We start from the raw sequence: 26455 nt of genomic DNA, 5'->3' as shown, positions 1-26455 counted from the left end.
GGCACGCGTGTGTCAGTGTGACTCCGCCGGGGCCGGTTCCAGATGCCCCGTGGAATGGCCGGCATGCGCATCCGGCCTGAATTGCTGGTTGCTCGCAAAGCCGCCGGCAGACTGGCTTCCCTGAAGTTCCGTAGTATACGTTTTGACGTCGGGCTCTGCTACAGCCAGGGCTGGTATGGGGTCTAGAGAATCTCGCGATGGATGTCCAGAATCGCGGCATCCACCCGCTCGGCAATGGCCTTTTCCACCTGGTCCAGGCGTTGGGTTATTTGACGGGATGAGGTGCCCAGTGCGGCGATGGTCCAGGTGGCGCAATCCAGGGAGTCCTGGTCGGCGGTTTCCGATACGGCCAGATCCGGTTCTTTACCCCAGACCGCTCGCAAAGCCGTGAACACCTTGCGCTTGGCTTTGAGGTCGGCACAGCCGTAGAGCTGGAAGTGCAGGGTAAGCACACCCACGTGTGGCGTGATCACCGGTTGAGTCGTGGGTTGGTTCAGAAGTTTTCTCAGGGCTTCAGACATAGTGTTTCACACTTACCGCGTCAAAGGGTCAGCCTACTACAGGTGTGGCCCGTTTGATAATGGCGCCGGCATTGGTGCCAGCGGGCAGGTTGCCCACGCTGAGTCCGCCGTTGGGGGCCAGCCGTGAGGCGCAGAATGCGTCGGCCACCGCAGCGTCGGAATGCTGAATGAGCAACGCTGCCTGCAGAGTCAGGGCCATTCGATCCACCAGGTTTCGTGCGCGGTATTCGGCACTGGAAAGGTCCGCCACGTCATTCCCCAGATGGTTCAGAAAACGGTCGAAACGTGTATCTGCACCCTTGGCCTGCGACACTTCCTGCATGAACGCCTCCAGCGTGTCGGGTGCTTTCTGCATGGCGCGCAGGGTATCCAGGCACTGGATGTTACCGCTGCCCTCCCAGATGGCGTTCACCGGTGATTCCCGGAACAGCCGTGGCATGATGGAGTTTTCCATCACTCCGTTGCCGCCAATGCACTCCATGGCTTCGTAGGCGTGGTTGGGGGTGCGCTTGCAAATCCAGTACTTGCCCACCGGAGTGGCAATCCGGGTCAGCAGTCGTTCGTGCTCCTGATCCTGGTTATCAAGGGCCCGGGCCATGCGCATGGTGAACGCTAGCGCGGCCTCGCTTTCGATGGCGAGATCGGCGAGCACGTTTTGCATCAGTGGCTGATCGCACAGTTTGCGGCCAAAGGCACTGCGGTGCCGGGCATGGTGGCTGGCCTGGGCAACGGCCTGGCGCATACCCGCGGAACTGCCGATCATGCAATCGAAGCGGGTCAGGGCGACCATTTCAATGATGGTGGCAACACCCCGGCCCTCTTGCCCGACCATCCAGGCCAGGGCACCACGCAGCTCCGCCTCCCCGGAGGCATTGGCCACATTGCCCATTTTGTCTTTCAGGCGTTGGATCTCGCAGGGATTTTTGCTGCCATCCGGGCGCCAGCGCGGCATCAGAAAACAGGACAGCCCGCCCCGGGACTGCGCCAGAACCAGAAAAGCGTCGCACATGGGCGCTGACATGAACCACTTGTGGCCGACCAGTTCGTAAGCTTCACCCGGTCCTTCGCTGGCCACAGCAAAGGCCCTGGTGGTGTTGGCCCGAACATCGCTGCCGCCCTGTTTCTCGGTCATCGCCATGCCGATGGTCACCGCGTCTTTCTGGCTGTCCGGTACGTTTCTCGGGTCGTAGTGCTTGGCGAGAATTCGATGTTCCCAGAGCTTGGCGAGCGAAGGTTGCTTCCGGATCGTGGGGATTGCGGCGAAGGTCATGGTCACCGGGCAGCAGTGTGCTGCTTCGATCTGCGAGTGCAGGTAGTACTTGGCTGCGCGTGCCACGTGGGCGCCGTGGCCGGCTCGGGTCCACGGGCTGCTGTGCAGACCGTGTTCAAGGGCTGTGCGCATCAACTCGTGGTATGCGGGATGGAACTCGACCGCATCGGCGCGATGACCAAACCGGTCGTGGGTGTGGAGTACTGGCTTGACGCGATTGGCAGCGAAGCCCCGCGCGATCATATCAGCGGTACCGGTGAGAGCCCCGTAACGGGACAGTTCTTCCCGCGCCCAGCCGGCGCCCTCCCGGCTTGCCGCCTCCTGCAGCGCGGTATCCTGCTCGAACAGGTTGTAGTCCTGCAATGGGCTTGGCTGGTTGGTCACATCGTGGGTGGTGGCCACGTAGCGGTCGGTGTCGGGGGTGCTAACTTGTTCAGAATCAGACCGCTGTGCGTCCATGATGAGCCTCGGATTATTTTCTCGTGCCGGTTAACCCCTGCATGCAAAAGCGAATGATGGAGTCGACCAGAGCGTTCTTGTCTTCTGGCGTTATGCGGACGTTCCCGTCCGCCTGCGCCGGTGATAATGGCCCGACCAGGCTCTCTGCTATGGCCCCGACCAGGCAGGTGCTGCTCTGGCTGGCGTCCTGATCCGGGATGCAGTCGTCCCGGATACCTTCGCGAATCGCGCTTTCAAACAGGTTTGCGTAGGCTTTGCGATAGGTTAATCGCTCCTCCTCAACCTTCGGATCCACCGGCTCGGCGATCAGTGACCAGGCCATGACCGGTCCCCGGATAGCCCGCTCGGCGAACTGCCGGAGGGCATGCTCGAGGCGAACTGTGGCGTCGCCTTCGGTTGCCAGCGCCTCGGCCACCTTGTCCACTTCCCGCTGGGTGGCACGCCGGAACACTTCTGCGAACAGGTCCTCTCTGGACTCGAAGTGGCGGTAAATGGTTCCTGTGGCTACTTCGGACAGCGCCGCAATCCGTGTAATGCGAGCGCTCCGGAACCCACCTTCTGCGACACAAGCGTAGGTGCAATCAATGATTCGTTGCCGCGCCTTCGCTTTGCGCTGACGCATTTTTTCGGTTTCCCGATACGGCATGACGGTCCCTTAAAAGAAGTGAATCAGCATTCATTGTTTCTGTCAATTTTGATCGGTGCATTATTTCAGAGTATGGGCTCAAAAAATCAATAACTTAAGATGTGTTTCGAAATGTTACTAAAAAGTAATTGCCAACCGATAGCGCAGCTCAAAAAACCGGATTATAAAGACGCCAAGACGATGCCAAAGGCAGTTCGTCGAGACTGAGTGTAGCGCTCTCTTCCGGGAGGCGGCACTTGACCGACTGTTTTCGTTGATGGAGAGAAACCAATGAGTGAACTCGACGAAAGCAACCTGGAACATTCCGGGAATTGGAGCAGCGACACTGACGACGGCCATTCGATCGCCAGTCGGGCAAGGGTCCGCGCTCAGTTGCAGGCAGACATTGACGCGTTCCTGAATGGTGGTGGCAAAATTCAGGAGGTGGACACGTCCTTCCGCTCGGATGCCCCTCGCAAGGTGGGTGTCGGGTTTAATAACCGGTCGCTGTAACTCTCGCCCCAGCAGGCCGGGTAGCAGCAAGCGGCACCCGGCCGGTTTATGAAACCGTTCTCAGCACGGTCCGCCGTGCTGGCCTAGGCTCATGTAACTGACCTGTCCTTCGTTGGCTGCAGGTCTTTTGGCACTGAGGCAGGCATGGGATTCCCGATGTAAACATTTTCCCTTTTCCGCCGTCGTTTGCTGATGGCGGTTGCGCTGTTGTCAGTTGCATCTTGGCTGGTCCTGCGACCGGCGACCTGTCAGCGCTCGAGGCCCAGATGGCGCAGTCCTCTTTGCCGGCTAGCGTCGCCCGGCAGCCTGCAACAACGGCTGCGGGGGGTGTATGATGGAACCTGAATTGTTCATTCGCCCCATCCTTCAGGAGGTAATCCGTGCCCCATCCCACGCCCCGAGCATTTCCGGCCACCCGACTTCGCCGTAACCGGGCCAGCGAATTTTCGCGCCGTCTGGTACGAGAAAATCAGTTAACGCCGGATCACCTTATTTACCCGGTCTTCGTGCTTGAGGGCGAGCAGCAGCGTGAGGCGGTGCCGTCTATGCCCGGTGTTGAGCGACTGAGCATTGATCTGCTGGTCGAGCAGGCGGCCGAACTGGTGGAGCTGGGTATTCCCGCGGTGGCCCTGTTCCCGGTGGTGTCCCTGGAACAGAAGGATCTGTCCGGAACGGCGGCCTGGGACCCGGATGGACTTGCCCAGCGGGCGGTCCGTGCCCTCAAGCAGGCGCAGCCGGAACTGGGTGTGATGACCGATGTGGCACTGGATCCCTTCACGACTCACGGTCAGGACGGGATCATCGATCATGACGGTTATGTTCTGAATGATGTAACGGTCGAGGCACTGGTCAAACAGGCTGTGTCCCATGCCGATGCTGGAGCGGATGTGGTGGCACCTTCGGACATGATGGATGGTCGGGTGGCGGCCATTCGCGAGGCGCTGGAGGCGGCTGGCCACGTAAACACCCGCATCCTGGCCTATTCTGCGAAATATGCCTCCAGTTACTATGGCCCCTTCCGGGATGCCGTGGGTTCAGCGGGAAACTTCGGCAAAAGCAACAAATTCAGCTACCAGATGGACCCGGCAAACTCGGATGAAGCCATTCATGAGGTGGCCATGGATCTGGCCGAAGGTGCGGACATGGTGATGATCAAGCCCGGCATGCCGTATCTGGATATCGTGCACCGGGTAAAAACGGAGCTGAAGGCGCCGACGTTTGTGTATCAGGTCAGCGGTGAATACGCCATGCACATGGCTGCGGAACAGAACGGCTGGCTGGATGGTGATGCGGTCATGATGGAGAGCCTGATGGCGATGCGTCGGGCCGGCGCCGATGCCATTCTGACCTACTTTGCGGTTCGGGCCGCCCGTCTGATGCGCGACCAGCGGCGCTGAGACCCTGAAACGCCGCGACCGGGCCAAGACCCGGGTGCAGAGAAAAGGATGCAAGCAACTATGACAACGGAAATCACGCAAAATCCGGATGCGGCAGCGGGCGCAGGGCACGGTTCCCCGGGGCTGGATGCCGCAGGCGTTGAGCCTGAAATGGTGGACCTGGACGCCAGTGATAATTATTTCAATCGGGAAATTGGCCAGCTGCAGTTCAATTACCGGGTATTAAAGCAGGCACTGGATACGACGCACCCGCTCATCAATCGCCTGATCTTCTGCTGCATCTTCAGCAGCAACATGGACGAATTTTTTGAAATCCGGGTCGCGGGCCTGCGTCAGCAGATGAAGTACGGCCGTGAGACCGTCGGTGTCGACGGCCTGATTCCGGAACAGGCATTGGCTGAGATCAGCCGTGTGGCTCATGAGTATATCCAGGAACAGTACAACATCCTCAACGACGTGCTGATTCCGGAAATGGAGCGGGAGGGTATTCATTTCGTCCGGCGTCGGGAATGGACACCGGCCCAGGCCGAGTGGGTACGCAATTATTTTGAGGACGAAATCCTGCCCGTGGTCAGCCCCATCGGGCTGGACCCGTCCCATCCGTTCCCGCGCCTGGTGAACAAGAGCCTGAATTTTATTGTCGAGCTGGAAGGCAAAGACGCCTTTGGGCGAGAAACCGGCCTGGCGATTGTCCCCGCGCCGCGCTCCTTACCCCGGCTGGTTCGCCTGCCGGATGAGGTCTGCGCCGGCGGCGAGAATCTGGTGTTTCTGTCGTCCATGATTCATGCCCACACCGACGAGCTGTTCCCCGGAATGAAGGTGAAGGGCTGTTATCAGTTCCGCCTGACCCGGAATGCCGACCTTGAGCTGGAAGATGATCTGGAGGATCTGGCGTCGGCTCTACGCGGTGAATTGCTCAGTCGCCGCTTCGGCGATGGCGTTCGGCTGGAAGTGGCGGATAACTGCCCGGAGGAGCTGACGCAGTTTTTGCTGACCGAATTTGGTTTGACCGAAAGGGACCTGTATCGGGTGCACGGGCCGGTTAACCTGACTCGCCTGATGGCGGTCGGTGGCCTGGTAGATCGGCCGGATCTGACCTACTCGGCATTCTCGCCCAGTATTCCCAAGCAGATCCGAAGCAGGGATTCGATGTTCGACAGCATCAGCAAGCGTCCGATTCTGCTGTTGCATCCGTTTGAGAATTTCAGCCCGGTTGTGGATCTGCTGCGCCAGGCCGCCAAGGATCCCCATGTCCTGGCGATCCGTCAGACCCTGTACCGCACTGGGGCCGACTCGGAAATTGTCGAAGCGCTGGCGGACGCGGCGCGGCGCGGCAAAGAGGTCACTGCGGTGATCGAGTTGCGGGCGCGCTTCAGCGAAGCGGAAAACCTGGAGCTAGCCTCCCGATTGCAGGAAGCCGGCGTCATCGTGGTGTACGGTGTGGTGGGTTACAAGACCCACGCCAAAATGATTCTTGTGGTGCGACGGGAAGAGGGCAGGCTGCGTCGGTACGTGCATCTGGGCACTGGCAACTACCACGCCGGCAATGCCCGGCTGTATACCGATTACAGCTTTATGACCTGCGACGAGTCCATCGGTGACGACGTGAACAAGCTGTTCCAGCAGCTCACCGGTATGGGCAAGGCGCTGAAAATCAAGAAACTCTTCCATGCACCGTTTACTCTGCATTCGCGCCTTCTGGAGTTGATCGAAGGTGAGGCAGAGCTTGGCAATCAGGGGCGTCTGATCTTCAAGTTCAATTCCCTGACCGAACCACAGCTGATCAAGGCGCTGTACCGCGCCTCCCAGGCTGGGGTCAAAATCGACCTGATCATCCGCGGAATCTGCTGTCTTCGGCCCGGTGTGCCCGGGCTGTCAGAAAACATACGGGTTCGCTCCATCATCGGCCGGTTCCTTGAGCACACCCGGGTCTATTATTTTGGCAGCAGCGGCCGCCCTCAGGTGTATTGTTCCAGCGCCGATGGTATGGAACGCAACCTGCTGAACCGGGTCGAAGTGGCTTTCCCGATTGAAGATCCGGATCTGGTGGCCCGGTTGCGTGAGGATCTGGATACCTACCTGGCGGACAACTGCCAGTCCTGGGAGTTGCAGTCGGACGGAAACTATGTCCAGAACCAGCCCGCCGAGGGGGAAGAGCGTCTGGCTTCCCAGCTGGTGTTGCTGGAACGTCTGGCCGGAAAACCTTGAGACGGAGACCTGTGGTGAAAAAAACATGGATGATTGTCGGCGCCGCCACCCTCGCGGCGGCGGGCGCTTTGCCCTGGGGAGTGGGCTACATCACGGAGTTACAGTGGCAGCAGGCCACCGAGGAAGTGAACCGGGCCCAGCCCTTCGTGCGCATGGAAACGTCCGATTACCGCCGTGGTTTGCTGGCGTCGCAAGTCGATGGCGTCATGGTGTTTTCGAATCCGGAAACCGGGGAATCCCATCGTTGGAACTACCGTGCCGATGTCACCCATGGTGTCACCGGCAGTCTGCTGGCGTTCGAGCCGGAAGGCGGCTGGTCGCCGGAAGGCTCTGACTGGTTTCCGGAGGGGGATCCGAGGCTGACGCTGGAGACCCGTTGGTGGGGCAAGGCGGTTCTGGAACTGGAGGCGCCGTTGATGACCATGAGCAATGTCGCCACCGGCGAATCGCTGGTGACCAGCGGTGGCCTGGCGCGGCTGGAGCTCAGTAACGCGGGCGAAAAATCCAAAGCGCTGATGGTCTGGCCGTCGATCAGCCTGTCCGGGCCAGAGATGGATGTTCAGCTGACCGACATCCATGTGGAGCAGGACATGACGCATCTGGCCGGGGATATCTGGGTGGGCGGTGCCTCCCTTGAGGTGGGGGCGGTTCAACTCGATCAGCCTGCTGTTCCGACCATGCGGTTTCATGGCCTCAATATGAAGACGTCATCGGAGGCCAGCGAGAACAATACGCGCCTGGACTCGACGGTGACGGTTGATCTTCAGGAAATTGAGCATGGCGGGCAGGCGTACGGACCCCATCATGTGGCGTTTGCCGTTGACGATCTCCAGGTAGCGGGGTGGAACACCCTGACTGAGGGCATCGAAACCCTGCAAGCCATGCCGGCCGCCGACGATGTCGGGGATATCGAACTGAACATGGCGGCCATGAATCAGATCAATGCGGCGGTGCGGGACCTGGCTGCAGCTGGCTTTTCGGTGGGGATTCCGGAACTGAGCCTGGCCACGCCGGAAGGTGCCATTACCGGCCATGGTGAGATTCGGCATCCTCAACTGACCGATGCCCAGAAAGCCGGCATGCTCATGGTGATGCAGCAGTTGACCGGCGATTTTAGCCTGAGCCTGCCCCGCACGCTGGTGGAGCACTATCCCGAGATTCGGCTTCAGATGGCACCGCTGATCAAGGAGGGGCTGCTGGTGCCCGAGGGCGATCGCCTGGTAATGAATGCGGTGATGAGAGATCTGGTACTGGATGTGAACGGGACGGAGATTCCTCTGCCGCCCCTGTTCTAGAGCGGTTGCGTCAGGATTACTGACCGGTCAGCTGGTGGTATTTGTCCATCAGCTCATCCTGGGACTCCTTATGATTCGGGTCCAGGGGGATACAATCCACCGGGCACACCAGTTGGCACTGGGGTTCGTCATAGTGACCCACGCACTCGGTGCACTTGTTCGGGTCGATCACGTAAATCTCTTCGCCCGCAGAAATCGCTTCGTTCGGGCATTCGGGCTCACAGACGTCGCAGTTGATGCATTCGTCGGTAATCATCAGGGCCATCTGCTGGATACCTCAGGAGTGGTTGAACTTCTTCTTCATTGCCGCTTCAACAGCCGGGTCGACGAATTCAGATACGTCTCCGCCCAGGGATGCGATTTCACGAATCAGGGTGGACGAGATGTAGGACAAATGGTTTGCCGGCGTCAAAAACACGCTTTCCACTTCCGGAGCCAATCGCCGGTTCATGTCAGCCAGCTGGAATTCGAATTCGAAATCCGAAACCGCCCGTAAGCCTCGCAGGATCACGGTTGCCCCCTGGTCCCGGACAAAATCCGCGAGCAGATTGCTGAATCCGGTCACGCGAACGTTCGGCAGGTGGGCGGTGGCTTGGCGCACCAGCTCGCAGCGCTCGTCCAGATCCAGCAGCGGTTGCTTCTTGGGGTTATCTGCTACAGCGACCACGATTTCATCAAACATGCGCCCGGCACGTTCGATCAAGTCCGTGTGGCCATTGGTAATCGGGTCGAAGGTGCCCGGATAGATGACTTTCGGCATTCATCGCTCCTCTCGTCAGGCTGCATAGGATACCAGTTTGCCCGACATCTCAAAACGGCCCGGTCAATTGCTGAGCTTGCTCGCCAGCCGGCTGCTGTTTCGTGCAGCCAGGGCGTACACCGAAAGCTGCGGATTGGCGCCGATACTGGTGGGGAAGATCGAGGCATCGTGCACACTCAGATTTGCCACCTGATGATGTTGGCCGAAGCTGTTGACCACCGAGTCCTCAGGTTTTTGACCCATACCGCAGCCGCCCATCTGGTGGGCGGTGAAGAGCCGGACCCGATGCGGTGCCATCGGCAGTTCATCCAGCGCGGCCCGGGCCTCTGGCCAGCTGCTGTACCAGGCCGAGTCCATGTGAACAAAGCTGACCTTCCGCGCACCGGCGGCAAACTGGAGTTCTGCCATGGTGTGGAAGGCTTTGCGCAGGCCGGTCCAGAGGTAGTCGGAAACCGGGTAGTCCAGAACCGGGCTGCCGTCGTCCCGCAGGCTAACCGTGCCACCCGGGCTGTCGGCATGGAAACCGTCCCTGACCAGGGCCAGCATGGACTGCGTCCAGGGCAAATTTGCCATGGCATCCGCCTGCTGCTGGCCGTGATGGGGAACCACGCCCGCTGCCATGGCCGGGTGCAGCGGCGGTACTTCGAGTTTGAACCCCGCCGGCCCGTCCACGCCTTCCTTGAAATTGAATTCGTCGGAATAGATGGACTGGGGTGCACCATAAAATGGTTCCACCTTGTCCGCCATGACCGCTGTGGTGGCGTTCACTGGATGGAGGAAGGAACGTTTGCCGACCCGGTTGTAGGGGTCGGGGATGTCCGAGCGCAGCAGCAGCCCGGGAGAGCCAATAGCGCTGGCGGCGACGACAAAGTGGCGTGCTTTCAGGGTCACGGTGACGCCCGAGGGCGTTACGCCATCCTCAGTCATCGCGCTGGCCAGCAGGTGGTCTATCCGGTCCTGCGCCATCACCAGACGATCCGCTCTCAGGCGGTAAAACAGGGTGGCGTTGTTTTCCAAGGCGCCGGGGATGGTTGTTGTCAGCGCGCCTTGTTTGGCGTTGGTCGGGCAACCGAAACCGCAATAGCCCAGATCCCAGCAGCCCTTTACGTTTCGGGGAATGGTCTGCCAGGAATAGCCGAGTTTTTCACAGCCCTGACGAAGGATGTCGTTGTTGGTGTTCGGATCCATGGTCCAGGGCGAGATATTGTGACGTTTCTCCCGACCATCGAACCAGGGGGCCATGGCATCCGGGCTGAGATCTTCCATGCCCAGTTGATTGGCCCAGTAATTCAGTGTTGCCTCAGGAGTGCGGAAGCTGGATGTCCAGTTGACCGTGGTCGAGCCCCCCACGCAACGGCCCTGAAGGATGGCGATAGCACCGTCCCGGGTAACCCGGCTCATGCCGTCCTGGTAGAGACTGGCGTAGGATGCCAGCTCATCCATCTTGAAATCTTTTTGATGGTACAGCCCGCCTTCCTCCACGAGGATGACCGACAAACCGGCCCGGGCGAGTATTTCGGCGCTGGTACCGCCGCCGGCGCCGGTGCCGATGACCACGACATCCGCCTCAACGGTGCGGTTTTCAGTGAGCGAGGCGCCATCAGTGACGCTCCAGCCTGACTCCAGGCCCTGTTCGATAGGATCAATTACAGACATGGCGACTCCGTTACTTCCGAGCGTGAGGTGGGATCAGGCGTTGTTGAACTGCGGCAGGGCCTCCATGGCCCAGCGGGGTGGCCCCGGATAACCGGACAGCGGCCACTGGTCCTGATGGCCATAGAAGGCGACATTGGTGATCTTGACCAGCGCCATATAGCCATTGTTGAACAGGCCAATGCGGCTGCTCTGCCAGCGCCGGAGGAAGGCATCTGCCTCGGCGGTGCTGACATTCGGCCAGCTGGACCAGACCCGGGCAATGGTCACGCGGGTGAAACCAAAACCGAGCAGGTCGAGCAGGCGACGCAATTCGCTCTGGTTAGGTGGCCCGAAGTGGCTGATGCCGCTGTCGATACGCTCAATGGTGCTCGCGACGACCTGCCGCCGGGCCTGCGGCTGTTCGGGGAGTACCGGGGCCAGCATGGCGGGCAGTAGCGCCTCAAAAATCTCGATATCGGTGTCGGTCAGAAACTGGAACCGATAACGCGCGTCCATCCGCGTGCCCACTGCCGTCAATCGCTCCGAAGGCGACGAGGCACAGCCGGACAGGGCCATGCTGGTGCTTACTGTGCTCAGGAAAAGGGTGCCGCCGATGCCGGTTTTCAGGAAGCTGCGACGATCGAGCCGGGTGAAATCGGAGGTGGCGTCAGGGATAGATGCGTGGTGTTTCATGACGTCCTGTCTTGTCGTTATTGTGGCCGGGGCGGCCGTTCGGCCGCCCCGGCATAGGTCAACGTATGAACAGTTTGTATATCATCTTGTGCAGGCTGGTTCCGTGCGGTGGGTACACAAACTGACCGCTGTTGAATTTCTGCTTGGTGAAGATCGCCCGGTGATGGGAGAAGGTCAGAAAACCTTCCTTGCCGTGATAGTGGCCCATGCCGGAATCCCCGATGCCGCCGAAGGGCAGATCATCCTGTGCCACGTGCATCAGCGCATCGTTAATGCACATGCCGCCGGAATGGGTTTGGTGCACCACGTACTGCTGCTGGCCTCTGTCGTAGCCAAAGAAGTACAGCGCCAGCGGCCGCGGCCGCTCGTTGATGTAGTGCACGGCCTCATCCAGGTTGGTGTAGCCGACCACCGGAAGCAGTGGGCCGAAGATCTCGTCCTGCATCACCTTCATGTCCGGCGTGGTATTGAGGATCAGGGTCAGCGGGATTTTCCGGGTGCCATCCCCCAGATTTTCCCGGGCCGGATTGATCTCAATGATTTTTGCACCCTTCGCCCGGGCGTCGTCCAGGTAGCTCTGCAGCCTGGCGTACTGGCGCTCGTTGATGATGGCGGTGTAATCGTCGTTGTCCCGAATGCTGGGATACATCTCCGAGAAGCGGGTGCGAAATTCATCAACGAAAGCCTGAACCCGGTCTGACGGGCACAGCACGTAGTCCGGTGCCACGCAGGTTTGCCCGGCGTTGAATGCTTTACCGAAGGCGATGCGCTGGGCGGCGTCCTCCATGGGAACGTCCGGCGATACGATGGCCGGCGACTTGCCGCCCAGTTCGAGGGTGACCGGGGTCAGGTTTTCGGCCGCTGCTTTCATGACCAGGCGACCCACCGACGTGGAGCCCGTGAAGAGCAGGTGATCGAAAGGCTGTGCGGAAAAATCGGCTGCCACATCTGCTTCGCCGGTGATGACCGAGACCAGGTCGCCCGGGAAGGAGCCTTCGATGATTTCCTTAAACAGGGCAGACGTATGCGGCGTGTACTCCGACATTTTGATCATGCTGCGGTTGCCGGCCGAAAGCGATGCCACCAGAGGGCCGACGGCAAGGTAAAGCGGGTAATTCCAGGGCACGATGATGCCAACCACGCCCTTGGGCTGGTAATGAACCTGGTTGCTGGCTGGCTGGAACAGCATGGAAACATGCCGTTTGGATGGTTTCATCCAGCCGTCGAGGTGTTTGAGGGTGTAGTTGATGCACTGGATCGAGGGCATAACCTCGGCAATCAGCGTCTCGTCTTTCGAGCGGCAGCTGAAATCTCGGTCAATCGCCTCGATCAGCCGCTCCTGATTGGTGAGGATAAGCCGCTTCAGTCGTTTGAGGTTTTCTCTGCGCTCGGAGATCGACGGCATGGGATTGCTGCGGAACGCTTTGGTCTGATCGTCGAACGTCCGGTGCGTGTGCTGGATCTGTTTTTTGCTCTCGGTGAGCTGGACGACGGTGGCTCCCATATTCGACTCTCCAGTGCTGTATGGTTGTCGTTAGGCAGATTGATGCGCGCTGGCGAAAAAGTGTTCAATTTGCCTTTGAACGTATTATTAGAGTATATACTCTAGGAGTCAAGCTGAGCCGATGGCCGGTCAGGCCATCCAGAAATAAGACATGTACTCAATGCCGGCAGGTGTATGAAAACAAGAGACAAGATCGTGCTCGCGAGCCTGGAGCTTTTCAACGAGCGGGGGGAGCGTAACGTCACCACCAATCACATTGCAGCTCATCTGGCGATTTCGCCGGGCAATCTGTATTACCACTTCCGCAACAAGTCCGACATCATTTACGAGATTTTCCTCGAGTACGAGAAACTGGTGGATTACTACCTGGATATACCGGAAGACCGGGTCATGACCCTGGATGATCTGAACTTCTACCTGGAATCCGTATTCGATGGTTTATGGAGTTACCGCTTCTTCCACCGGGACCTGGAATACCTGCTGGATAGCGATCCACGTCTCCGCACCGACTACCGTGATTTCACCAACCGGTGCCTGAAGGCCATCAACCGGATTTTCGAGAAGTTAACGGAAGCGGGCATTCTTGAAGCCCAGGCGCAAAACTTGCGTTCGGCAATGTCGTTGAATGTGTGGCTGGTGGTGACCAATTGGATGGCTTATCTGAAAACCGCTCATGCGGAGGAAACGTACGCGAAGCTGAGCATACATGAGCTGAAGCAGGGGATTTATCAGGTCCTGACCTTGATGATTCCCTACCTGACGTCTGCGTTTAGTGACAGGGTGCTCGCTCTGCGCGAAAACTACCGGCCGACGCTGCTTCCCGATAATGGAATTGAGACGTCCGCCTAGGTAGAAACCGAGATTTCGATCAAAAATTGAACGACTCTGGGAACTTTATGAAGAATGCGTTCTCCAATGAAGTGACGTAGGAAATTCGGACTTTCTGCGTCTCCTGAGTGAGTTCTCAGGTTTTAGCACACGTCGCAAACCCTGACGTTTCTCCGGTCTGTCGCCCGACAGACCGGTTTTTTTTGGCAGTTTACTGGGGTATTTCCTCGTCGGACGCCTCGAGCCAGTCGGTCAAGGCTTCCCGGCATTCCTCGACGCCGCGTTTGGAGGTGGCCGAAAACATGATCAGGTGTTCAACGCAGGAGAATGCTTTGAGCTTCTTGGCGATGCCCAGCATGGCGGTTTTCGCCTGCCCAAACTTCAGTTTGTCAGCCTTGGTGGCAAGAATCATCAGCGGCAGGTTGTTATGCTCACACCAATCCACCATCATTTGGTCGAAATCGGTTAGCGGGTGGCGAATATCCATGACCAGCACCAGCCCGCGCAGGCAGCGGCGGTCATTCAGGTAGTGCCCCAGGTGTTTCTGCCAGTCGTCTTTCATGTCCCTGGAGACTTTCGCGTAGCCGTAGCCCGGCAGGTCAACAAGGCGACTGCCTTCGCGATTGAGGGTGAAGAAGTTGATCAGTCGGGTGCGCCCGGGGGTTTTGCTGGTGCGGGCCAGTTTGCCGTTTGCGGTTATGGCATTCAGGGCGCTTGATTTGCCGGCGTTGGACCGGCCAGCGAAAGCTACTTCGGCACCGATGTCCGGCGGACATTCTTCCAGGCGAGAGGCGCTGATGAGAAAGCGGGCGCTGTTATAGGAAATCGATTTTGGCGTCTGATCGGGGTCCACAGTGGTTGGCTTTCCTTTGGATTTCAGTTATCAGGGATTAATGTATAATGCTACACCAATTCCGGGCGGCGCGCTGTGCGTGGCCGCCGACGGCCGCGGTTTTGAGCCTGACTGATCAGTGCCTGCCGGCTGCACAACGAAGAATACCTTTATAGATGGATGAGAGAAGCGGAGCGAGCATGAAAAAACTGATCGCAGGAGTTGTTCTCGGTGTTGGCCTCACAACGATGGCGCACGGGGCAGGAGATCCTCAAGCGGGCGAGCAGAACGCCGCCGTCTGTGCCGGCTGTCATGGTCAGGGTGGCCAGAAGCCGGTGATGGGCGCGTATCCCAAGCTGTCGGGGTTGGGCGAGAAGTACCTTTACGATCAGCTGGTGGCGATCCAGAGCGGTGAGCGCGCCATTGCTGAGATGACCGGTCTGCTGGACGGCAAATCGGAGCAGGAACTGCAGGATCTGGCGGCTTACTTCAACAGCAACGAGATGGTGGTAAGTCAGGCCGACCCGGAGCTGGTAGAGCAGGGTGCTGCGTTGTATCGCGGTGGCAATCTGGCCTCTGGCGTGCCTGCGTGCGCCGGATGTCATAACCCTCAGGGCAAGGGCAATGAGCCCGGCGGTTATCCGGCGCTCGGTGGGCAGAATGCCGAGTATGTGGCCAAGCAATTGAAGGCCTACCGTGCGGGCGAGCGTAACAATGGTGCTAGTGCGGCCATCATGATGGACGTCGCGGCCAAGCTGACCGATGCCGAAATTGAAGCGGTTGCCAATTACGTGTCCGGGCTCAACTGATTTCCGGATACGTCTGGATTCGAAAAAACCCCGCCTTGTGCGGGGTTTTTTGTTGCTTGCCATTCTGTAACCGGATGAATCGCCCGTTCGGTGGAACTTTTCAGGGTGCCTGGGTCATAATCACCCGCTACCAAGTTACTCAATGATAGTGGAGATGCCCGATGATAAGAAAACTCGGAAACGCAGCTTTTCTGGCCGTTGCCTTTGCGTTCGGTGCCCAGGCCAGCGCTGACACCTGGGAGGAGGGCAAGCACTACGAAACCCTCAATACTCCGGTACGGACTGCCAGCGAGGGTGCGGTCGAAGTTGCCGAGATTTTCTGGTACGGCTGCCCGCACTGCTACAGCTTCAAACCCCTGGTTGAGGCCTGGGAAGAAGAGCTGCCGGAAGATGTGGAGTTCGTCCTGATGCCGGCGGCGCTCGGTCGTTCCTGGGAACCCCATGCCCGGGCCTTCTATGCGCTGGATGCGATGGGTGAGCTGAACAAGGTTCACGATGCCCTGTTTGACCGGCTTGCCGGTGAGCGTCGTCCGCTGAATACGCCGGAAGAGATGGCTGATTTCGTTGCAGGCTACGGTGTCGACGCCGACACTTTCCTTGAGACCTACAAGAGCTTTGGGGTAAATGCCCGGATGCAGCAGGCTCAAGCCAAGATTCGCGGCGCGCGGATTACCGGTGTTCCGGCTATGCTCGTTAATGGCAAGTACAAGGTCAGCGCTTCTATGGCTGGCGGTCATGAAGAGGTTCTTGAAGTCGTCGATTACCTGATTGCCAAAGAGCGTGGTGAGATGGCCGAGTAAGCGAACAGATGGCGGCCGGTGTGATGTTCAGGAGCAGGGTGGAGCAGGCGTTATGTACAAGCGAATCCGCAAGCAGCTGAACGGTTCTGTCAATGTTGCCAGCGAGCCCCGGAGCAATTGGTCCGGGGTGGAAGACGTGCCTGAGTTCGAGCCTCACCGCCACATCCGGCTGCTTACCTTCAATATTCAGGTTGGCATCAATACCTCGTCCTATCGCCATTACCTGACCCGTAGCTGGCAGCACCTGCTGCCGCATCGAAACCGGATACAGAATCTGGACCGAATTGCCCACCTGATCGGTAATTACGACGTGGTGGCCTTGCAGGAGTGCGACGGCGGAAGCCTGCGCAGCGGCTACATCAATCAGGTCCAGTATCTTGCCGAGGCGGCGGGCATACCTTTCTGGTATCAGCAGCTGAACCGGAACCTGGGGCAGATTGCGCAGCACAGCAATGGTTTGTTGAGTCGTTACCGGCCGCTGGATGTAACCGAGCACAAACTGCCGGGGCTGATTCCCGGTCGCGGGGCGATTATCGCCCGTTATGGCGCGGAGGATGATCCCCTGGTCCTGGTGCTGATGCATCTGTCCCTGAGCAAATCTGCGCAGCAGCGGCAGCTGGGTTACATTCGGGAGCAGATTGCGGACTATGAGCACGTCGTACTCATGGGTGACATGAATAATCACGCCGAGGAATTGCTGACCCAGACGCCGCTGAAGGAGACCGACCTGGTGCCTTTGCCCGATTCCGCTCACAGCTTTCCGAGCTGGCGACCGGAGAAGGCCCTGGATCACATTCTGGTGAGCCCGTCGCTGGAGATCCGTCGTTCAGAGGTGGTCAGCTTTCCGGTGTCGGATCACCTTCCCATTGCCATGGATGTGGCGTTGCCGAAGGGGTATGTGAAGACCTTCTAGCCCTTGGTGTTGGCGCTGCGGCCCCTTGGCACCGCTTTGCAGGCAATAAAAAACCCGGCATGGTGCCGGGTTTTTTTATTGGAGGCCTGATCAATTACTTGATCTTCGCTTCCTTGTACGCAACGTGCTTGCGGACAACCGGATCGTACTTTTTGATCTCGATCTTTTCCGGGGTGTTACGCTTGTTCTTCATGGTCGTGTAGAAGTGACCAGTGCCTGCTGATGAGACCAGTTTGATTTTCTCGCGCATGATGCGGCTCCTTATACTTTCTCGCCGCGGGCACGGATATCGGCCAGCACAGCGTCAATGCCTTTCTTGTCGATGATGCGCATGCCTTTGGTAGATACGCGCAGCTTCACGAAACGCTTCTCGGTCTCAACCCAGAAACGGTGGTTCTGCAGATTCGGCAGAAAGCGACGACGGGTATGGTTCATCGCGTGGGATACATTGTTACCGGTGACCGGGCGCTTACCGGTAACCTGACAAACTCTGGACATACTTGCCTCCGACCTGAGCAATGGTCTCAATAATACGAATTCGTTTTAATGCGTCTCTGGTCTCTGAGGAGCCCTCAAGCCCCCGCGCGCGCCGCTAAAACTGAACGCTGCTCGCCAGACGCCGCCAGAAAGGGACGCTTTTATACCAGAACTCATGCCTCAACGCAAAAAATTGTTGGGAATTTGGCCAACTTTTCAGCGCCGCTGTCCCGATGTTCACATCAGTCCCCGTTCGGCCAGCGATACTACCTCACCGTGGCCGACAACCATATGGTCAAGAACCCTGATATCCACGAGTCCAAGAGCCTCTTGCAGTCGTCGTGTCAGCTCGATGTCCGCCTGACTGGGTTCCGCGGCCCCTGAGGGGTGGTTGTGAGCGAAGATGACGGCGGCGGCATTGTCTTCCAGTGCCTGGCGTACCACCTCGCGGGGGTAGACCGCGGCACCGTCGATGGTGCCACGAAACAGTTCCCGGTATTGCAGGACCCGATGCCGGTTGTCCAGAAACAGTCCGGCAAACACTTCGTGGTGGTAGGTGCCCAGCCGGCTGGTCAGGAAGCGGCGGGTATCCTCCGGTGAGCGGAGTGGATCGCCCTGCCGCAGCGGTTCGTCCATCACGCGCCGTGCCATCTCCATGGCCGCTTGTACCTGGGCGTACTTGGCTGAGCCGAGCCCCTTGATGCTGCAAAACTGTTGCCGGGAGGCCGTCATCAGCCCCCTGAGCCCGCCAAAGCGGGAGATAAGCTGCCGCGACATGGTCAGAACCGGAGTGCCTGCGGTGCCGGTGCGCAGAAAAATGGCCAGTAGTTCGGCGTCCGAAAGCGATTGGGCTCCGTGGGTGAGCAGGCGTTCCCGTGGGCGCTCGTCGGTGGGCCAGTCAGAGTGTGCCATGGTTGCCTTCCTTGCAACGTGGTGTGGGGCCGGTTGGTCCATAACCGGCCGTGTATCTGAGGGTTACAAAGGTTACTTGAAATAGTAACAAATGGTAAACGTCTGGTTCGGTGGGCAGGCTGTCTGCCGGGTCCGAGCATGCTATCTTATAAGCCTTATTTTTTATGAGGATAGGGCCCCTATGCCTGCCAAACGCATTCTGCTTGGCATCACCGGCGGTATTGCCGCCTATAAAAGTGCCGAACTGGTCCGCTTGCTGAAGAAGGCCGGCCACAGTGTCCGCGTGGTCATGACGGCGGGTGCCGAGGCCTTTATTACTCCGCTGACCTTTCAGGCGCTTAGCGGTGAACCGGTCCGGACCTCATTACTCGATCCGGAGGCGGAATCCGGCATGGGCCACATTGAGCTGGCCAAGTGGGCGGAGCAGGTCGTGGTGGCACCTGCGTCTGCGGATTTTATTGCCCGTCTGGCGCACGGCATGGCCGATGACCTGCTGGCGACGCTTTGCAGTGCCACCGAGGCGCCCATTGCAGTCGCTCCCGCCATGAACCAGGCCATGTGGGGTAACCATCGCACGCAGAGAAACATCCGGCTGCTGGAAGCGGACCCCCAAATTACCATTTGGGGACCCGATCAGGGCGAGCAGGCGTGTGGTGATGTGGGCGCCGGGCGTATGCTGGAGCCAGCCGTGCTGGCGGGTCTCATTGAGCAAACGGATCAAGCCGGAGTTCTGGCGGGCCGCCGGGTCGTGATTACGGCCGGGCCCACCCGCGAACCCATTGACCCGGTCCGCTACATCAGCAACCACAGTTCCGGAAAAATGGGGTATGCCCTGGCTGCGGCCGCCCGCGACGCCGGAGCTGACGTGGTGCTGGTCAGCGGCCCGGTGAATATTCCCGCGCCTGCGGGGGTCGAGTTGCGCACGGTGGAGACCGCTGAGGACATGCTGCGAGCATCGAGCTCCGCGGTGGATGAGGGGTGCGACGTGTTCGTTGCCAGCGCGGCGGTGGCTGATTACCGCCCGGAAACCTGCGCCGATGACAAGATCAAGAAATCCACCGAGCAGATGACGCTGCCGCTGGTGCGCAATCCCGATACGCTGGCCACCATTGCTGGCCGGGATAATCCGCCGTTCACGGTGGGTTTTGCGGCGGAAACTGTCGATGTCGAGAAATATGCGCTGGATAAGCTGCAGCGCAAGAAACTGCGCATGATCGTGGCGAACGACGTGTCCGTTCCCGGACTGGGATTCAATAGTGAAAACAACGCCGTCACCGTGTTCTGGCCGGAGGGGCGGGAGTCTATCGGGCCGGATTCGAAGCAGCGGATTGCCGAACGCTTGATGCTGTTGATTGGCAAACATCTTGAGGCAGCGGGCTGACGGGCCTGCTGTCACGCTTTGATATTGTGGAAGACCTTATGACCAGAAAGAAACTGCAAGTACGCGTGCTGGATGATCGAATCGGAACGGATATTCCATTTCCTGAATACGCCACCGATGGTTCTGCCGGGCTGGACCTGAGGGCATGTCTGGAGGCGCCGCTGACCCTGGAGCCCGGGCAAACCCAGTTAATCAAGACCGGGTTGTCCATCCACATTGCCGACCCGTCCCTGGCCGCCATGATCCTGCCCCGCAGCGGTTTGGGGCACAAGCACGGTATCGTGCTGGGCAACCTGGTCGGGCTGATCGATTCCGATTATCAGGGCGAACTCATGGTGTCCTGCTGGAATCGGGGCGACACGACCTTTACGGTGGCAGTGGGTGAACGGATTGCCCAGCTGGTGCTGGTGCCGGTGGTTCAGGCCGATTTTGAGGTGGTTTCTGAGTTTGATTCCAGCGAGCGCGGCGAAGGCGGCTTTGGCTCCACCGGAAAGCACTGATTCAGTCACGCGACTCGGGTGAACACACCAAACCGCGACAGAACACATAACTCGGAACAAAAAATACAACGACGGGAACCATTATGAAGTTGGGTAAAGACAAAGCTTCTGAAACTTCCGGGACGAAGGGCAAGAGAGGCAAGGCCGGCGGAGCAGGGCTGAAACTGAAACGACTGGATTCTGTTGCCCTCAAGCAGGCCCTGGCCGTGGTACTGGCTGGCATCATTGCGGTCGCCCTGGTGCAGGTTTTGGTGGTGCAGCCGGCTACCCAGGCGCTTTACGCAACGCAAAAATCGATCGAGGCGGAGGCCGCAGCCGAGCGCATGAATCTGCACCTGGCGCAGATGCAGGCCAGCGTCAACGGCCTGGCAACACGGGCGGATGTGGTTGCTGCGGTCACGTCCGGGGACGGTATCGAGGCGGTTGTTACCAACCTGAAACAGGCCTTGCCAGGTGTTGAAGGCGCCCATCTTTTCGCCGACAAGAAAATTCCCCGCACGGCTCGCAATCAAGGTCTGCTGGGCTTTGCCGGTTTGGAGTTGGCCCGCAAGTCGCAAGAGGGTGAGACGCTGGTGGCCGATGCCTTCCCCCGGGACAATCGCTGGTACGTTCAGGTGGCCGCTCCGGTCCATCGTGCCGGTTCCGACGAGACCCTGGGCAGCCTGTTGGTGATTTTTGATGCCGGGCAGTTGCAGCCCCTGCTTCGGGTGGTCAATGCTGACCTTGGCGGCACGCTGGCGTTGATCCAGTCGGTATCCGGGACGGTCCGAACCGTGGCGGGTAGTGGCGAGGCCTCAGCGGCCTCGGAGACTCGAACCTTGATCAATCCGGACTGGTCCGTGGCCTACACGCCCGCCAAGGGGCCTCAGGCGCCGGTGAATATCATTGTGCTGGCGGCCCTGATCGGGATTCCCGTTCTTGTCGCCGCTGGTTTGGTCTGGGTGCTGCTGACCGGCGCCCAGCGTAGCCTGCGAACCGATGTCTCCAGTCTGATCCAATGGGCTCAGAAAGCCTTTACCGGTGAGCGCGCTGCGCCGCCGATTGCTCGCTGGGAGATGGTGAACTCTGCCGCTGAGGCGATGAAACGCATGTCCCAGATGGTGGAAAAGCGCGTGCTGAAGGCGGCCAACTCCGCCCGGCCGAAAAAAGCAGCTGGCCCCGATTCCACCCTGCCGATGGACAATGAGCCGCTGTTCCAGAGTGAGGATGCCCTCGATATTGACGTGCTTAATGACGATGAGGACGTGCTCGGGCTGGGACGTGATGACGCTGCCCTGTTCGGCGGTGATACCCCAGAGGTAGGCGAAGTTTCCCGGCCGTCGGTGCATCTGTCCCGTGAAATCTTCCGGGCCTATGACATCCGCGGCATTGTCGGTGAGAGCCTGTCGGAGGATGTCGTTCGGGCCATTGGCCAGGCCATCGGGTCCGAGGCCCTTGCCCGGGGCGTTCAGTCCATTTGTGTCGGCTACGATGGCCGGCATTCCAGTCCGGGCCTGGCAGCCGCCCTGGCGGACGGCATCCTGTCGACGGGGTGCGATGTTATCAACGTGGGTGCAGTACCAACGCCGGTGCTTTACTTTGCCACCCACGAACTGGGCACCGGCTCTGGCGTGATGGTCACCGGCAGCCATAACCCGGCCAATTACAACGGGCTGAAAATCATGCTGGCTGGTGAAACCCTGTCGGGCGATGCCATCCAGAAGCTGTACCAGCGTGTCGAAACCGGCGATCTGGCCTCGGGCCAGGGCGCGCAGTCCGCGCAGGATATCCGTCGGGCCTATTTGGATCGGATTCTGCAGGACGTTGGTGTCGCCGTGCCAATGAAAGTGGTTGTAGATGCTGGAAACGGTATCGCCGGTGAACTCGGGCCTCTGCTGATTGAAGAGCTCGGCTGCGAGGTGGTGCCCCTGTATTGCGAGGTGGATGGTGATTTCCCCAACCATCATCCAGACCCCGGCAAGCCGGCCAACCTGGCGGATCTGATTGCCAGGGTGAAAGAGGAAAACGCCGACATCGGGGTGGCGTTCGATGGCGATGGCGACCGGCTGGGCGTGGTTACCAACACCGGCAAGATTATCTGGCCGGACCGCCTTCTCATGTTGTTCGCCCGGGATGTGGTCTCGCGCAATCCGGGTTCTGATGTGCTGTACGACGTGAAGTGCAGTCGTCGTCTGGCCAGCGCCGTGAGTGAGGCCGGCGGCCGCCCAGTGATGTGGAAAACCGGCCACTCGCTGATGAAGGCCAAGATGAAAGAGACCGGAGCCTTGCTGGCGGGGGAAATGAGCGGGCATATTTTCTTTGGCGAGCGCTGGTTCGGTTTTGATGACGGGCTTTATTCGGCGGCACGGCTGCTGGAGATTCTGGGAGCGGAAGACCGGCAGACCAACGAGGTGTTCGAGGACTTCCCGGAAGACGTCAGCACCCCCGAGCTGAACGTCGAGGTGACAGAAGCCAGCAAATTCGCCATTGTCGAACGTCTGGCGCAGAACGGCGAGTTCGGCGATGGTACGATCAGCACCATTGATGGTGTTCGTGTGGATTATGCCGACGGCTGGGGTTTGTGCCGGGCATCCAACACCACACCGGTTCTGGTGTTGCGCTTCGAGGCAGAAACGGAAGCGGCTCTGGAGCGGATCAAAGAGGTTTTCCGGGTGCAGCTGGCCAGGGTGGCGCCCGATGTAACGGTGGATCTGTGAGCATCGGCCGGTTAAACGTTTATCAGCACGTAAGGAAATAAGGCATCAGCATGGCATTGGATCGTGATTCGGCAATTCAGGTAGCGTCGGTGCTGAGTAAGGGGCTGCCCTACATTCAGCGCTTTACCGGCAAGACGGTGGTCATCAAATACGGTGGCAACGCCATGGAGAACGAGGAGCTCAAAAGCAGCTTCGCGCGTGACGTGGTGCTGATGAAGCTGGTGGGCATCAATCCGATTGTGGTGCACGGCGGCGGTCCGCAGATCGGCGATCTTCTGGAACGCCTGAATATCCAGTCCCGTTTCGTCAACGGCATGCGGGTCACCGATGCCGAGACCATGGACGTGGTGGAGATGGTTCTCGGTGGCCAGGTCAACAAGGAAATTGTCTCCCTGATCAATGCCCATGGCGGCACGGCAGTGGGTCTGACCGGCAAAGACGCGAACCTGATTCGAGCCCGCAAGCTGGAGGTGCTCCAGCGCTCTCCGGAACTTGAGCGTCCCGAGATTATTGATATCGGCCATGTGGGTGAGGTGGCCAGCGTGAATGTGGACGTGATCGACATGCTGACCCAAAGTAATGTGATCCCGGTGATTGCGCCCATTGGTGTCGGCCCGGACGGCGCGTCCTACAACATCAACGCCGATCTGGTTGCCGGCAAAGTGGCGGAAGCCATGAAGGCCGAGAAGCTGATCCTGTTGACCAACGTATCGGGTCTTAAAAGCAAGGATAGCAAGGTGCTGACCGGCCTGACCGCCCAGCAGGTCAATGACCTGATCGACGATGGCACCATCCACGGCGGCATGCTGCCCAAGATCCGTTGTGCCCTGAGCGCGGTGGAAAATGGTGTGCGCACGTCGCACATCATTGACGGCCGCGTGGCCCATGCCTGCTTGCTGGAAATTTTCACCGACGAGGGTGTCGGTACCCTGATATCGCGGAATTGATGACGCAAAGTTAGGAGTCTCCGGATGTTGCGGCTAATTAAATGGCTGGTGGTTCTGGGCCTGATCGGATTCGCGGCTTTCAAGGCCGGGGTCTGGTGGCTGGCGGATCAGAGGGCCTCGGATGTGCGCCTGGCGCTGGAGCCGCTCGGGGTGTTTGAGCGGGGCACGATCGGGTCCAGTCTGGAAGGGCAGTTAGTGCTGTCCAACGCCAGTTGGCAGGATTTTCGTCTGACGCGTTCGCTGGAGATTGGCCGCCTTGAGCTGGATGCCGGATCGCCGATCAGCTTGATCGAGGCCCTGTTGGATCCGGCATCGCTGTCCAGCAACTGGACGCTTCAGGCCGAGGGGCTGGAGATGATGCTGCAGAGCCCGATGTTACGCCAATGGGTTACTGATGAAGCCCGGGACCAGCAGGATCTGCCCGGCTTATTTGTGCTGTCCTGTTCGGAAGACCCGCTGCAGCCGCTCTCCAGCCAGGATTTGATGAGTCTGGGGGTGGCCGGATTGACCGGTGGTGAATTTATCATGCGCCAGACTCCGGAGGGACTGCAGGCTGAGCTGAACACGGCCGGCACCGGCAGCATCGAAGGCTACTGGCCCGGTGCCCGATTCCAGCCGCACGACCCGGACGCGGTGCTGGACAGTTCCAGCCAGCTGATCACCGTCACCGTTCGTGACAGCGGCCTGATGCGCCGGATCTCGGCCTATTGCAGCGAGCGGGCAGGGCTGGAGCCGCAAGAATGGGCCCGGCGAACCACTCAGGTGTTGCGCAATGGGTTGAAGGCCCGGGGCCTTCTGGCCAGTGATCAGTTCGGGGCGCTCTATCGGCAATGGTTGCTGGAGGGCGGTGAACTCACCGCCGTGCTCCGCCCGGACGGTGAGTTTGCCGGTGTACCGGTTTACCCCGCTGGGGTTTCCGGTCCGGGCTGGGATGTTGCCTACAACGGTGCCGAGGTGCCGGATGTGTACCTGCAAAAGGCGGCCAGCCAGAGCATTCCGGCCTCTGACGAACCGGTATCACGAACGGCCTCCGTCAAGTCCGCCCCGGGGCAGGGCTGGTATGCTCAGCCAGTGGTTTCCGCCAACCAGTGGGTGGGTCACACGGTCAGGGTGACGCTCTCGAACGATAATGTGGTGGAGGGCCGGCTGGTTAGCGTTGGCGAGCGGGAACTGGAAGTCGCCCGGATGGTGGGTGGCGGTGAGGTTGCCTATCCGATGCTGATTCGCGCGGTAAGCGATTTTGAGGTCTGGCGTCGCGGCCAGGCGCAGTGATCCCTAAGCGGATCCGGAGGGATTATGTCGGAGGTTAAGCAGAGCGTTGCCACCGTTCCAGATGTGAAGACCATGATGGAGCGGTTGATTGCCATTCCATCGATCAGCAGCGCGTCGCCGGAGTGGGATCACAGCAACGAGCCGGTGGTTCAGCTGTTGGCCGAGTGGCTGAAACCTCTCGGCTTCGCCGTGGAGATCCTGCCGGTGCCCGGTGCGCCGGGCAAGTTCAATCTGGTGGCGACACTGGGGTCTGGGCCGGGTGGCCTGGTGCTGTCGGGCCATACCGATACGGTGCCTTTTGACGATAAACGCTGGCAAAGCGATCCTTTCCAGCTGACCGAACGCGATGGTCGTTGGTTTGGCTTGGGTACCTGCGACATGAAAGGCTTTTTCGCCTTTGCCATCGAGGCCGCGCGCGAGTTTGCCGGCCAGCCCCTGAAAGAACCGCTGATTATTCTTGCCACGGCGGACGAAGAAAGCTCCATGAGTGGCGCCCGTGCGCTGGCCGCAGCGGGGAAACCCAAGGCCCGTTACGCGGTGATCGGGGAGCCAACGGGGCTTCGGCCAGTCCGGATGCACAAAGGCATCATGATGGAGCGCCTGAAGTTCGAAGGCAGTTCCGGGCATTCTTCCAATCCGGCACTGGGGCGCAACGCGCTCGAAGGCATGCACGAAGCGCTGACGGAATTGCTGGCCCTGCGCAGCCAGTGGCAGAAGCGCTATCGCAATCCGAATTTCAAGGTCGAGGTGCCAACGCTGAACCTCGGTTGTATCCACGGTGGTGACAATCCGAACCGGATCTGTGCCCAGTGTGAACTGCATTTTGACCTGCGTCCTCTGCCGGGCATGGATATGGACGAGTTGCGTCAGGCCATCCTGCATGAGCTTCAGCCCATCGCCCGCCGGCGGCAACTGACCATGGAGTTTGAGCCGTTGTTCGAGGGGGTGCCCCCCTTCGAAACTGCCGAGGATGCCGCGCTGGTCAAAGCCTGTGAAGCGCTGACCGGCCACCCGGCACAGGCTGTTGCCTTTGCCACCGAAGCACCCTGGTTACAGCAGATTGGCCTGGAAACCCTGGTAATGGGGCCGGGATCCATCGATCAGGCGCACCAGCCGGATGAGTTTCTGGAGTTGGCCCAGCTGGCGCCGGCAGTCCGGATACTAAAAGGATTGATCCGGCAGTTTTGTCTGGATTTGAGTTGATATGG

General features: G+C 59.5%; 26 protein-coding genes. 14 read left to right on the top strand and 12 right to left on the bottom strand.

Annotated elements, in window-relative coordinates; translation table 11 throughout:
- Window positions 1-182 precede the first annotated feature (182 nt).
- The 3 genes from LPB19_RS02285 to LPB19_RS02275 are packed head-to-tail and all read right to left on the bottom strand — an operon-like array spanning window position 183 to window position 2872.
- Window positions 183-521, bottom strand: coding sequence for a DUF503 domain-containing protein (locus LPB19_RS02285; protein WP_206644496.1), 339 nt, complete (start codon window positions 519-521; stop codon window positions 183-185).
- A gap of 28 nt (window positions 522-549) precedes the next feature.
- Complete coding sequence (locus tag LPB19_RS02280; protein ID WP_206644495.1) at window positions 550-2250, bottom strand: isovaleryl-CoA dehydrogenase; 1701 nt, start codon at window positions 2248-2250, stop codon at window positions 550-552.
- A 13-nt stretch (window positions 2251-2263) separates the two neighbouring features.
- On the bottom strand, window positions 2264-2872 hold the full coding sequence (locus LPB19_RS02275; RefSeq protein WP_228289180.1) for a TetR/AcrR family transcriptional regulator: 609 nt from the start codon (window positions 2870-2872) through the stop codon (window positions 2264-2266).
- Between the two features lie 294 nt (window positions 2873-3166).
- Between LPB19_RS02275 and LPB19_RS02270 the strand changes: the two genes are divergently transcribed.
- From LPB19_RS02270 to LPB19_RS02255, 4 genes are all read left to right on the top strand, one after another.
- Window positions 3167-3388 carry a hypothetical protein gene (locus LPB19_RS02270; RefSeq protein WP_206644492.1) on the top strand — a complete coding sequence of 74 codons (222 nt, stop codon included), beginning with the start codon at window positions 3167-3169 and terminating at the stop codon, window positions 3386-3388.
- Between the two features lie 380 nt (window positions 3389-3768).
- Window positions 3769-4785, top strand: coding sequence for a porphobilinogen synthase (gene hemB, locus LPB19_RS02265; RefSeq protein WP_206644490.1), 1017 nt, complete (start codon window positions 3769-3771; stop codon window positions 4783-4785).
- Between the two features lie 60 nt (window positions 4786-4845).
- Entirely contained in the window at window positions 4846-6993 is a 2148-nt protein-coding gene (gene ppk1 / locus LPB19_RS02260; RefSeq protein ID WP_407943938.1) for a polyphosphate kinase 1, read from the top strand.
- Between the two features lie 14 nt (window positions 6994-7007).
- Window positions 7008-8288, top strand: a complete 1281-nt coding sequence (locus tag LPB19_RS02255) for a DUF945 family protein (RefSeq protein WP_206644488.1) — start codon at window positions 7008-7010, stop codon at window positions 8286-8288.
- A gap of 16 nt (window positions 8289-8304) precedes the next feature.
- Here the strand turns inward: LPB19_RS02255 and LPB19_RS02250 are convergent, their stop codons facing one another.
- From LPB19_RS02250 to LPB19_RS02230, 5 genes are all read right to left on the bottom strand, one after another.
- A complete protein-coding gene (locus LPB19_RS02250) occupies window positions 8305-8553 on the bottom strand; it encodes a YfhL family 4Fe-4S dicluster ferredoxin (protein ID WP_206644485.1) in 249 nt (82 codons plus the stop codon).
- Window positions 8554-8565: 12 nt separating this feature from the next.
- Window positions 8566-9048, bottom strand: a complete 483-nt coding sequence (coaD, locus tag LPB19_RS02245) for a pantetheine-phosphate adenylyltransferase (RefSeq protein WP_206644483.1) — start codon at window positions 9046-9048, stop codon at window positions 8566-8568.
- A 63-nt stretch (window positions 9049-9111) separates the two neighbouring features.
- Window positions 9112-10704, bottom strand: coding sequence for a GMC family oxidoreductase (locus tag LPB19_RS02240; RefSeq protein WP_206644481.1), 1593 nt, complete (start codon window positions 10702-10704; stop codon window positions 9112-9114).
- A 33-nt stretch (window positions 10705-10737) separates the two neighbouring features.
- A complete protein-coding gene (locus tag LPB19_RS02235) occupies window positions 10738-11376 on the bottom strand; it encodes a hypothetical protein (protein WP_206644479.1) in 639 nt (212 codons plus the stop codon).
- A 58-nt stretch (window positions 11377-11434) separates the two neighbouring features.
- A complete protein-coding gene (locus tag LPB19_RS02230; RefSeq protein ID WP_206644478.1) occupies window positions 11435-12880 on the bottom strand; it encodes a coniferyl aldehyde dehydrogenase in 1446 nt (481 codons plus the stop codon).
- Between the two features lie 174 nt (window positions 12881-13054).
- On the opposite strand from LPB19_RS02230, the gene LPB19_RS02225 reads away from it, so the two are divergent.
- A complete protein-coding gene (locus LPB19_RS02225) occupies window positions 13055-13729 on the top strand; it encodes a TetR/AcrR family transcriptional regulator (RefSeq protein WP_206644476.1) in 675 nt (224 codons plus the stop codon).
- 190 nt (window positions 13730-13919) lie between these two features.
- On the opposite strand, the gene yihA is transcribed toward LPB19_RS02225, so the two are convergent.
- Entirely contained in the window at window positions 13920-14561 is a 642-nt protein-coding gene (gene yihA, locus LPB19_RS02220; protein ID WP_206644474.1) for a ribosome biogenesis GTP-binding protein YihA/YsxC, read from the bottom strand.
- A gap of 179 nt (window positions 14562-14740) precedes the next feature.
- Between yihA and LPB19_RS02215 the strand changes: the two genes are divergently transcribed.
- From LPB19_RS02215 to LPB19_RS02205, 3 genes are all read left to right on the top strand, one after another.
- Entirely contained in the window at window positions 14741-15349 is a 609-nt protein-coding gene (locus LPB19_RS02215; RefSeq protein WP_206644473.1) for a c-type cytochrome, read from the top strand.
- Between the two features lie 161 nt (window positions 15350-15510).
- Window positions 15511-16149, top strand: coding sequence for a thiol:disulfide interchange protein DsbA/DsbL (locus LPB19_RS02210; RefSeq protein WP_206644471.1), 639 nt, complete (start codon window positions 15511-15513; stop codon window positions 16147-16149).
- A 52-nt stretch (window positions 16150-16201) separates the two neighbouring features.
- Complete coding sequence (locus LPB19_RS02205; RefSeq protein WP_206644469.1) at window positions 16202-17062, top strand: endonuclease/exonuclease/phosphatase family protein; 861 nt, start codon at window positions 16202-16204, stop codon at window positions 17060-17062.
- 94 nt (window positions 17063-17156) lie between these two features.
- Here LPB19_RS02205 and rpmG read toward each other — a convergent pair whose 3' ends face one another.
- The 3 genes from rpmG to radC form a co-directional block, all read right to left on the bottom strand.
- Window positions 17157-17312, bottom strand: coding sequence for a 50S ribosomal protein L33 (gene rpmG / locus LPB19_RS02200; protein ID WP_071263342.1), 156 nt, complete (start codon window positions 17310-17312; stop codon window positions 17157-17159).
- Window positions 17313-17323: 11 nt separating this feature from the next.
- Window positions 17324-17560, bottom strand: a complete 237-nt coding sequence (gene rpmB / locus LPB19_RS02195) for a 50S ribosomal protein L28 (protein ID WP_206644468.1) — start codon at window positions 17558-17560, stop codon at window positions 17324-17326.
- Window positions 17561-17776: 216 nt separating this feature from the next.
- Window positions 17777-18451 (bottom strand): RadC family protein, encoded by a 675-nt coding sequence (gene radC / locus LPB19_RS02190; protein WP_206644467.1) that lies wholly within the window; start codon window positions 18449-18451, stop codon window positions 17777-17779.
- Window positions 18452-18632: 181 nt separating this feature from the next.
- Between radC and coaBC the strand changes: the two genes are divergently transcribed.
- From coaBC to argE, 6 genes are all read left to right on the top strand, one after another.
- Entirely contained in the window at window positions 18633-19832 is a 1200-nt protein-coding gene (coaBC, locus tag LPB19_RS02185; protein ID WP_206644466.1) for a bifunctional phosphopantothenoylcysteine decarboxylase/phosphopantothenate--cysteine ligase CoaBC, read from the top strand.
- A 38-nt stretch (window positions 19833-19870) separates the two neighbouring features.
- On the top strand, window positions 19871-20332 hold the full coding sequence (gene dut, locus LPB19_RS02180) for a dUTP diphosphatase (RefSeq protein ID WP_206644465.1): 462 nt from the start codon (window positions 19871-19873) through the stop codon (window positions 20330-20332).
- A gap of 83 nt (window positions 20333-20415) precedes the next feature.
- Window positions 20416-23028 carry a phosphomannomutase/phosphoglucomutase gene (locus tag LPB19_RS17165; RefSeq protein ID WP_206644464.1) on the top strand — a complete coding sequence of 871 codons (2613 nt, stop codon included), beginning with the start codon at window positions 20416-20418 and terminating at the stop codon, window positions 23026-23028.
- Between the two features lie 50 nt (window positions 23029-23078).
- On the top strand, window positions 23079-23975 hold the full coding sequence (argB, locus tag LPB19_RS02170) for an acetylglutamate kinase (protein WP_206644463.1): 897 nt from the start codon (window positions 23079-23081) through the stop codon (window positions 23973-23975).
- 24 nt (window positions 23976-23999) lie between these two features.
- Window positions 24000-25247: an LSm family protein gene (locus LPB19_RS02165; RefSeq protein ID WP_206644462.1), complete on the top strand. Its 1248-nt coding sequence runs from the start codon at window positions 24000-24002 to the stop codon at window positions 25245-25247.
- A 24-nt stretch (window positions 25248-25271) separates the two neighbouring features.
- Window positions 25272-26450, top strand: coding sequence for an acetylornithine deacetylase (gene argE, locus LPB19_RS02160; protein WP_206644461.1), 1179 nt, complete (start codon window positions 25272-25274; stop codon window positions 26448-26450).
- The last annotated feature ends 5 nt before the right edge of the window (window positions 26451-26455 follow it).

It is taken from the genome of Marinobacter salinisoli, assembly GCF_017301335.1.
Lineage (GTDB): Bacteria > Pseudomonadota > Gammaproteobacteria > Pseudomonadales > Oleiphilaceae > Marinobacter > Marinobacter salinisoli.
The sequence above is the reverse complement of the archived record's forward strand: the minus strand, read 5'-3'. Positions and strand labels throughout refer to the sequence as shown.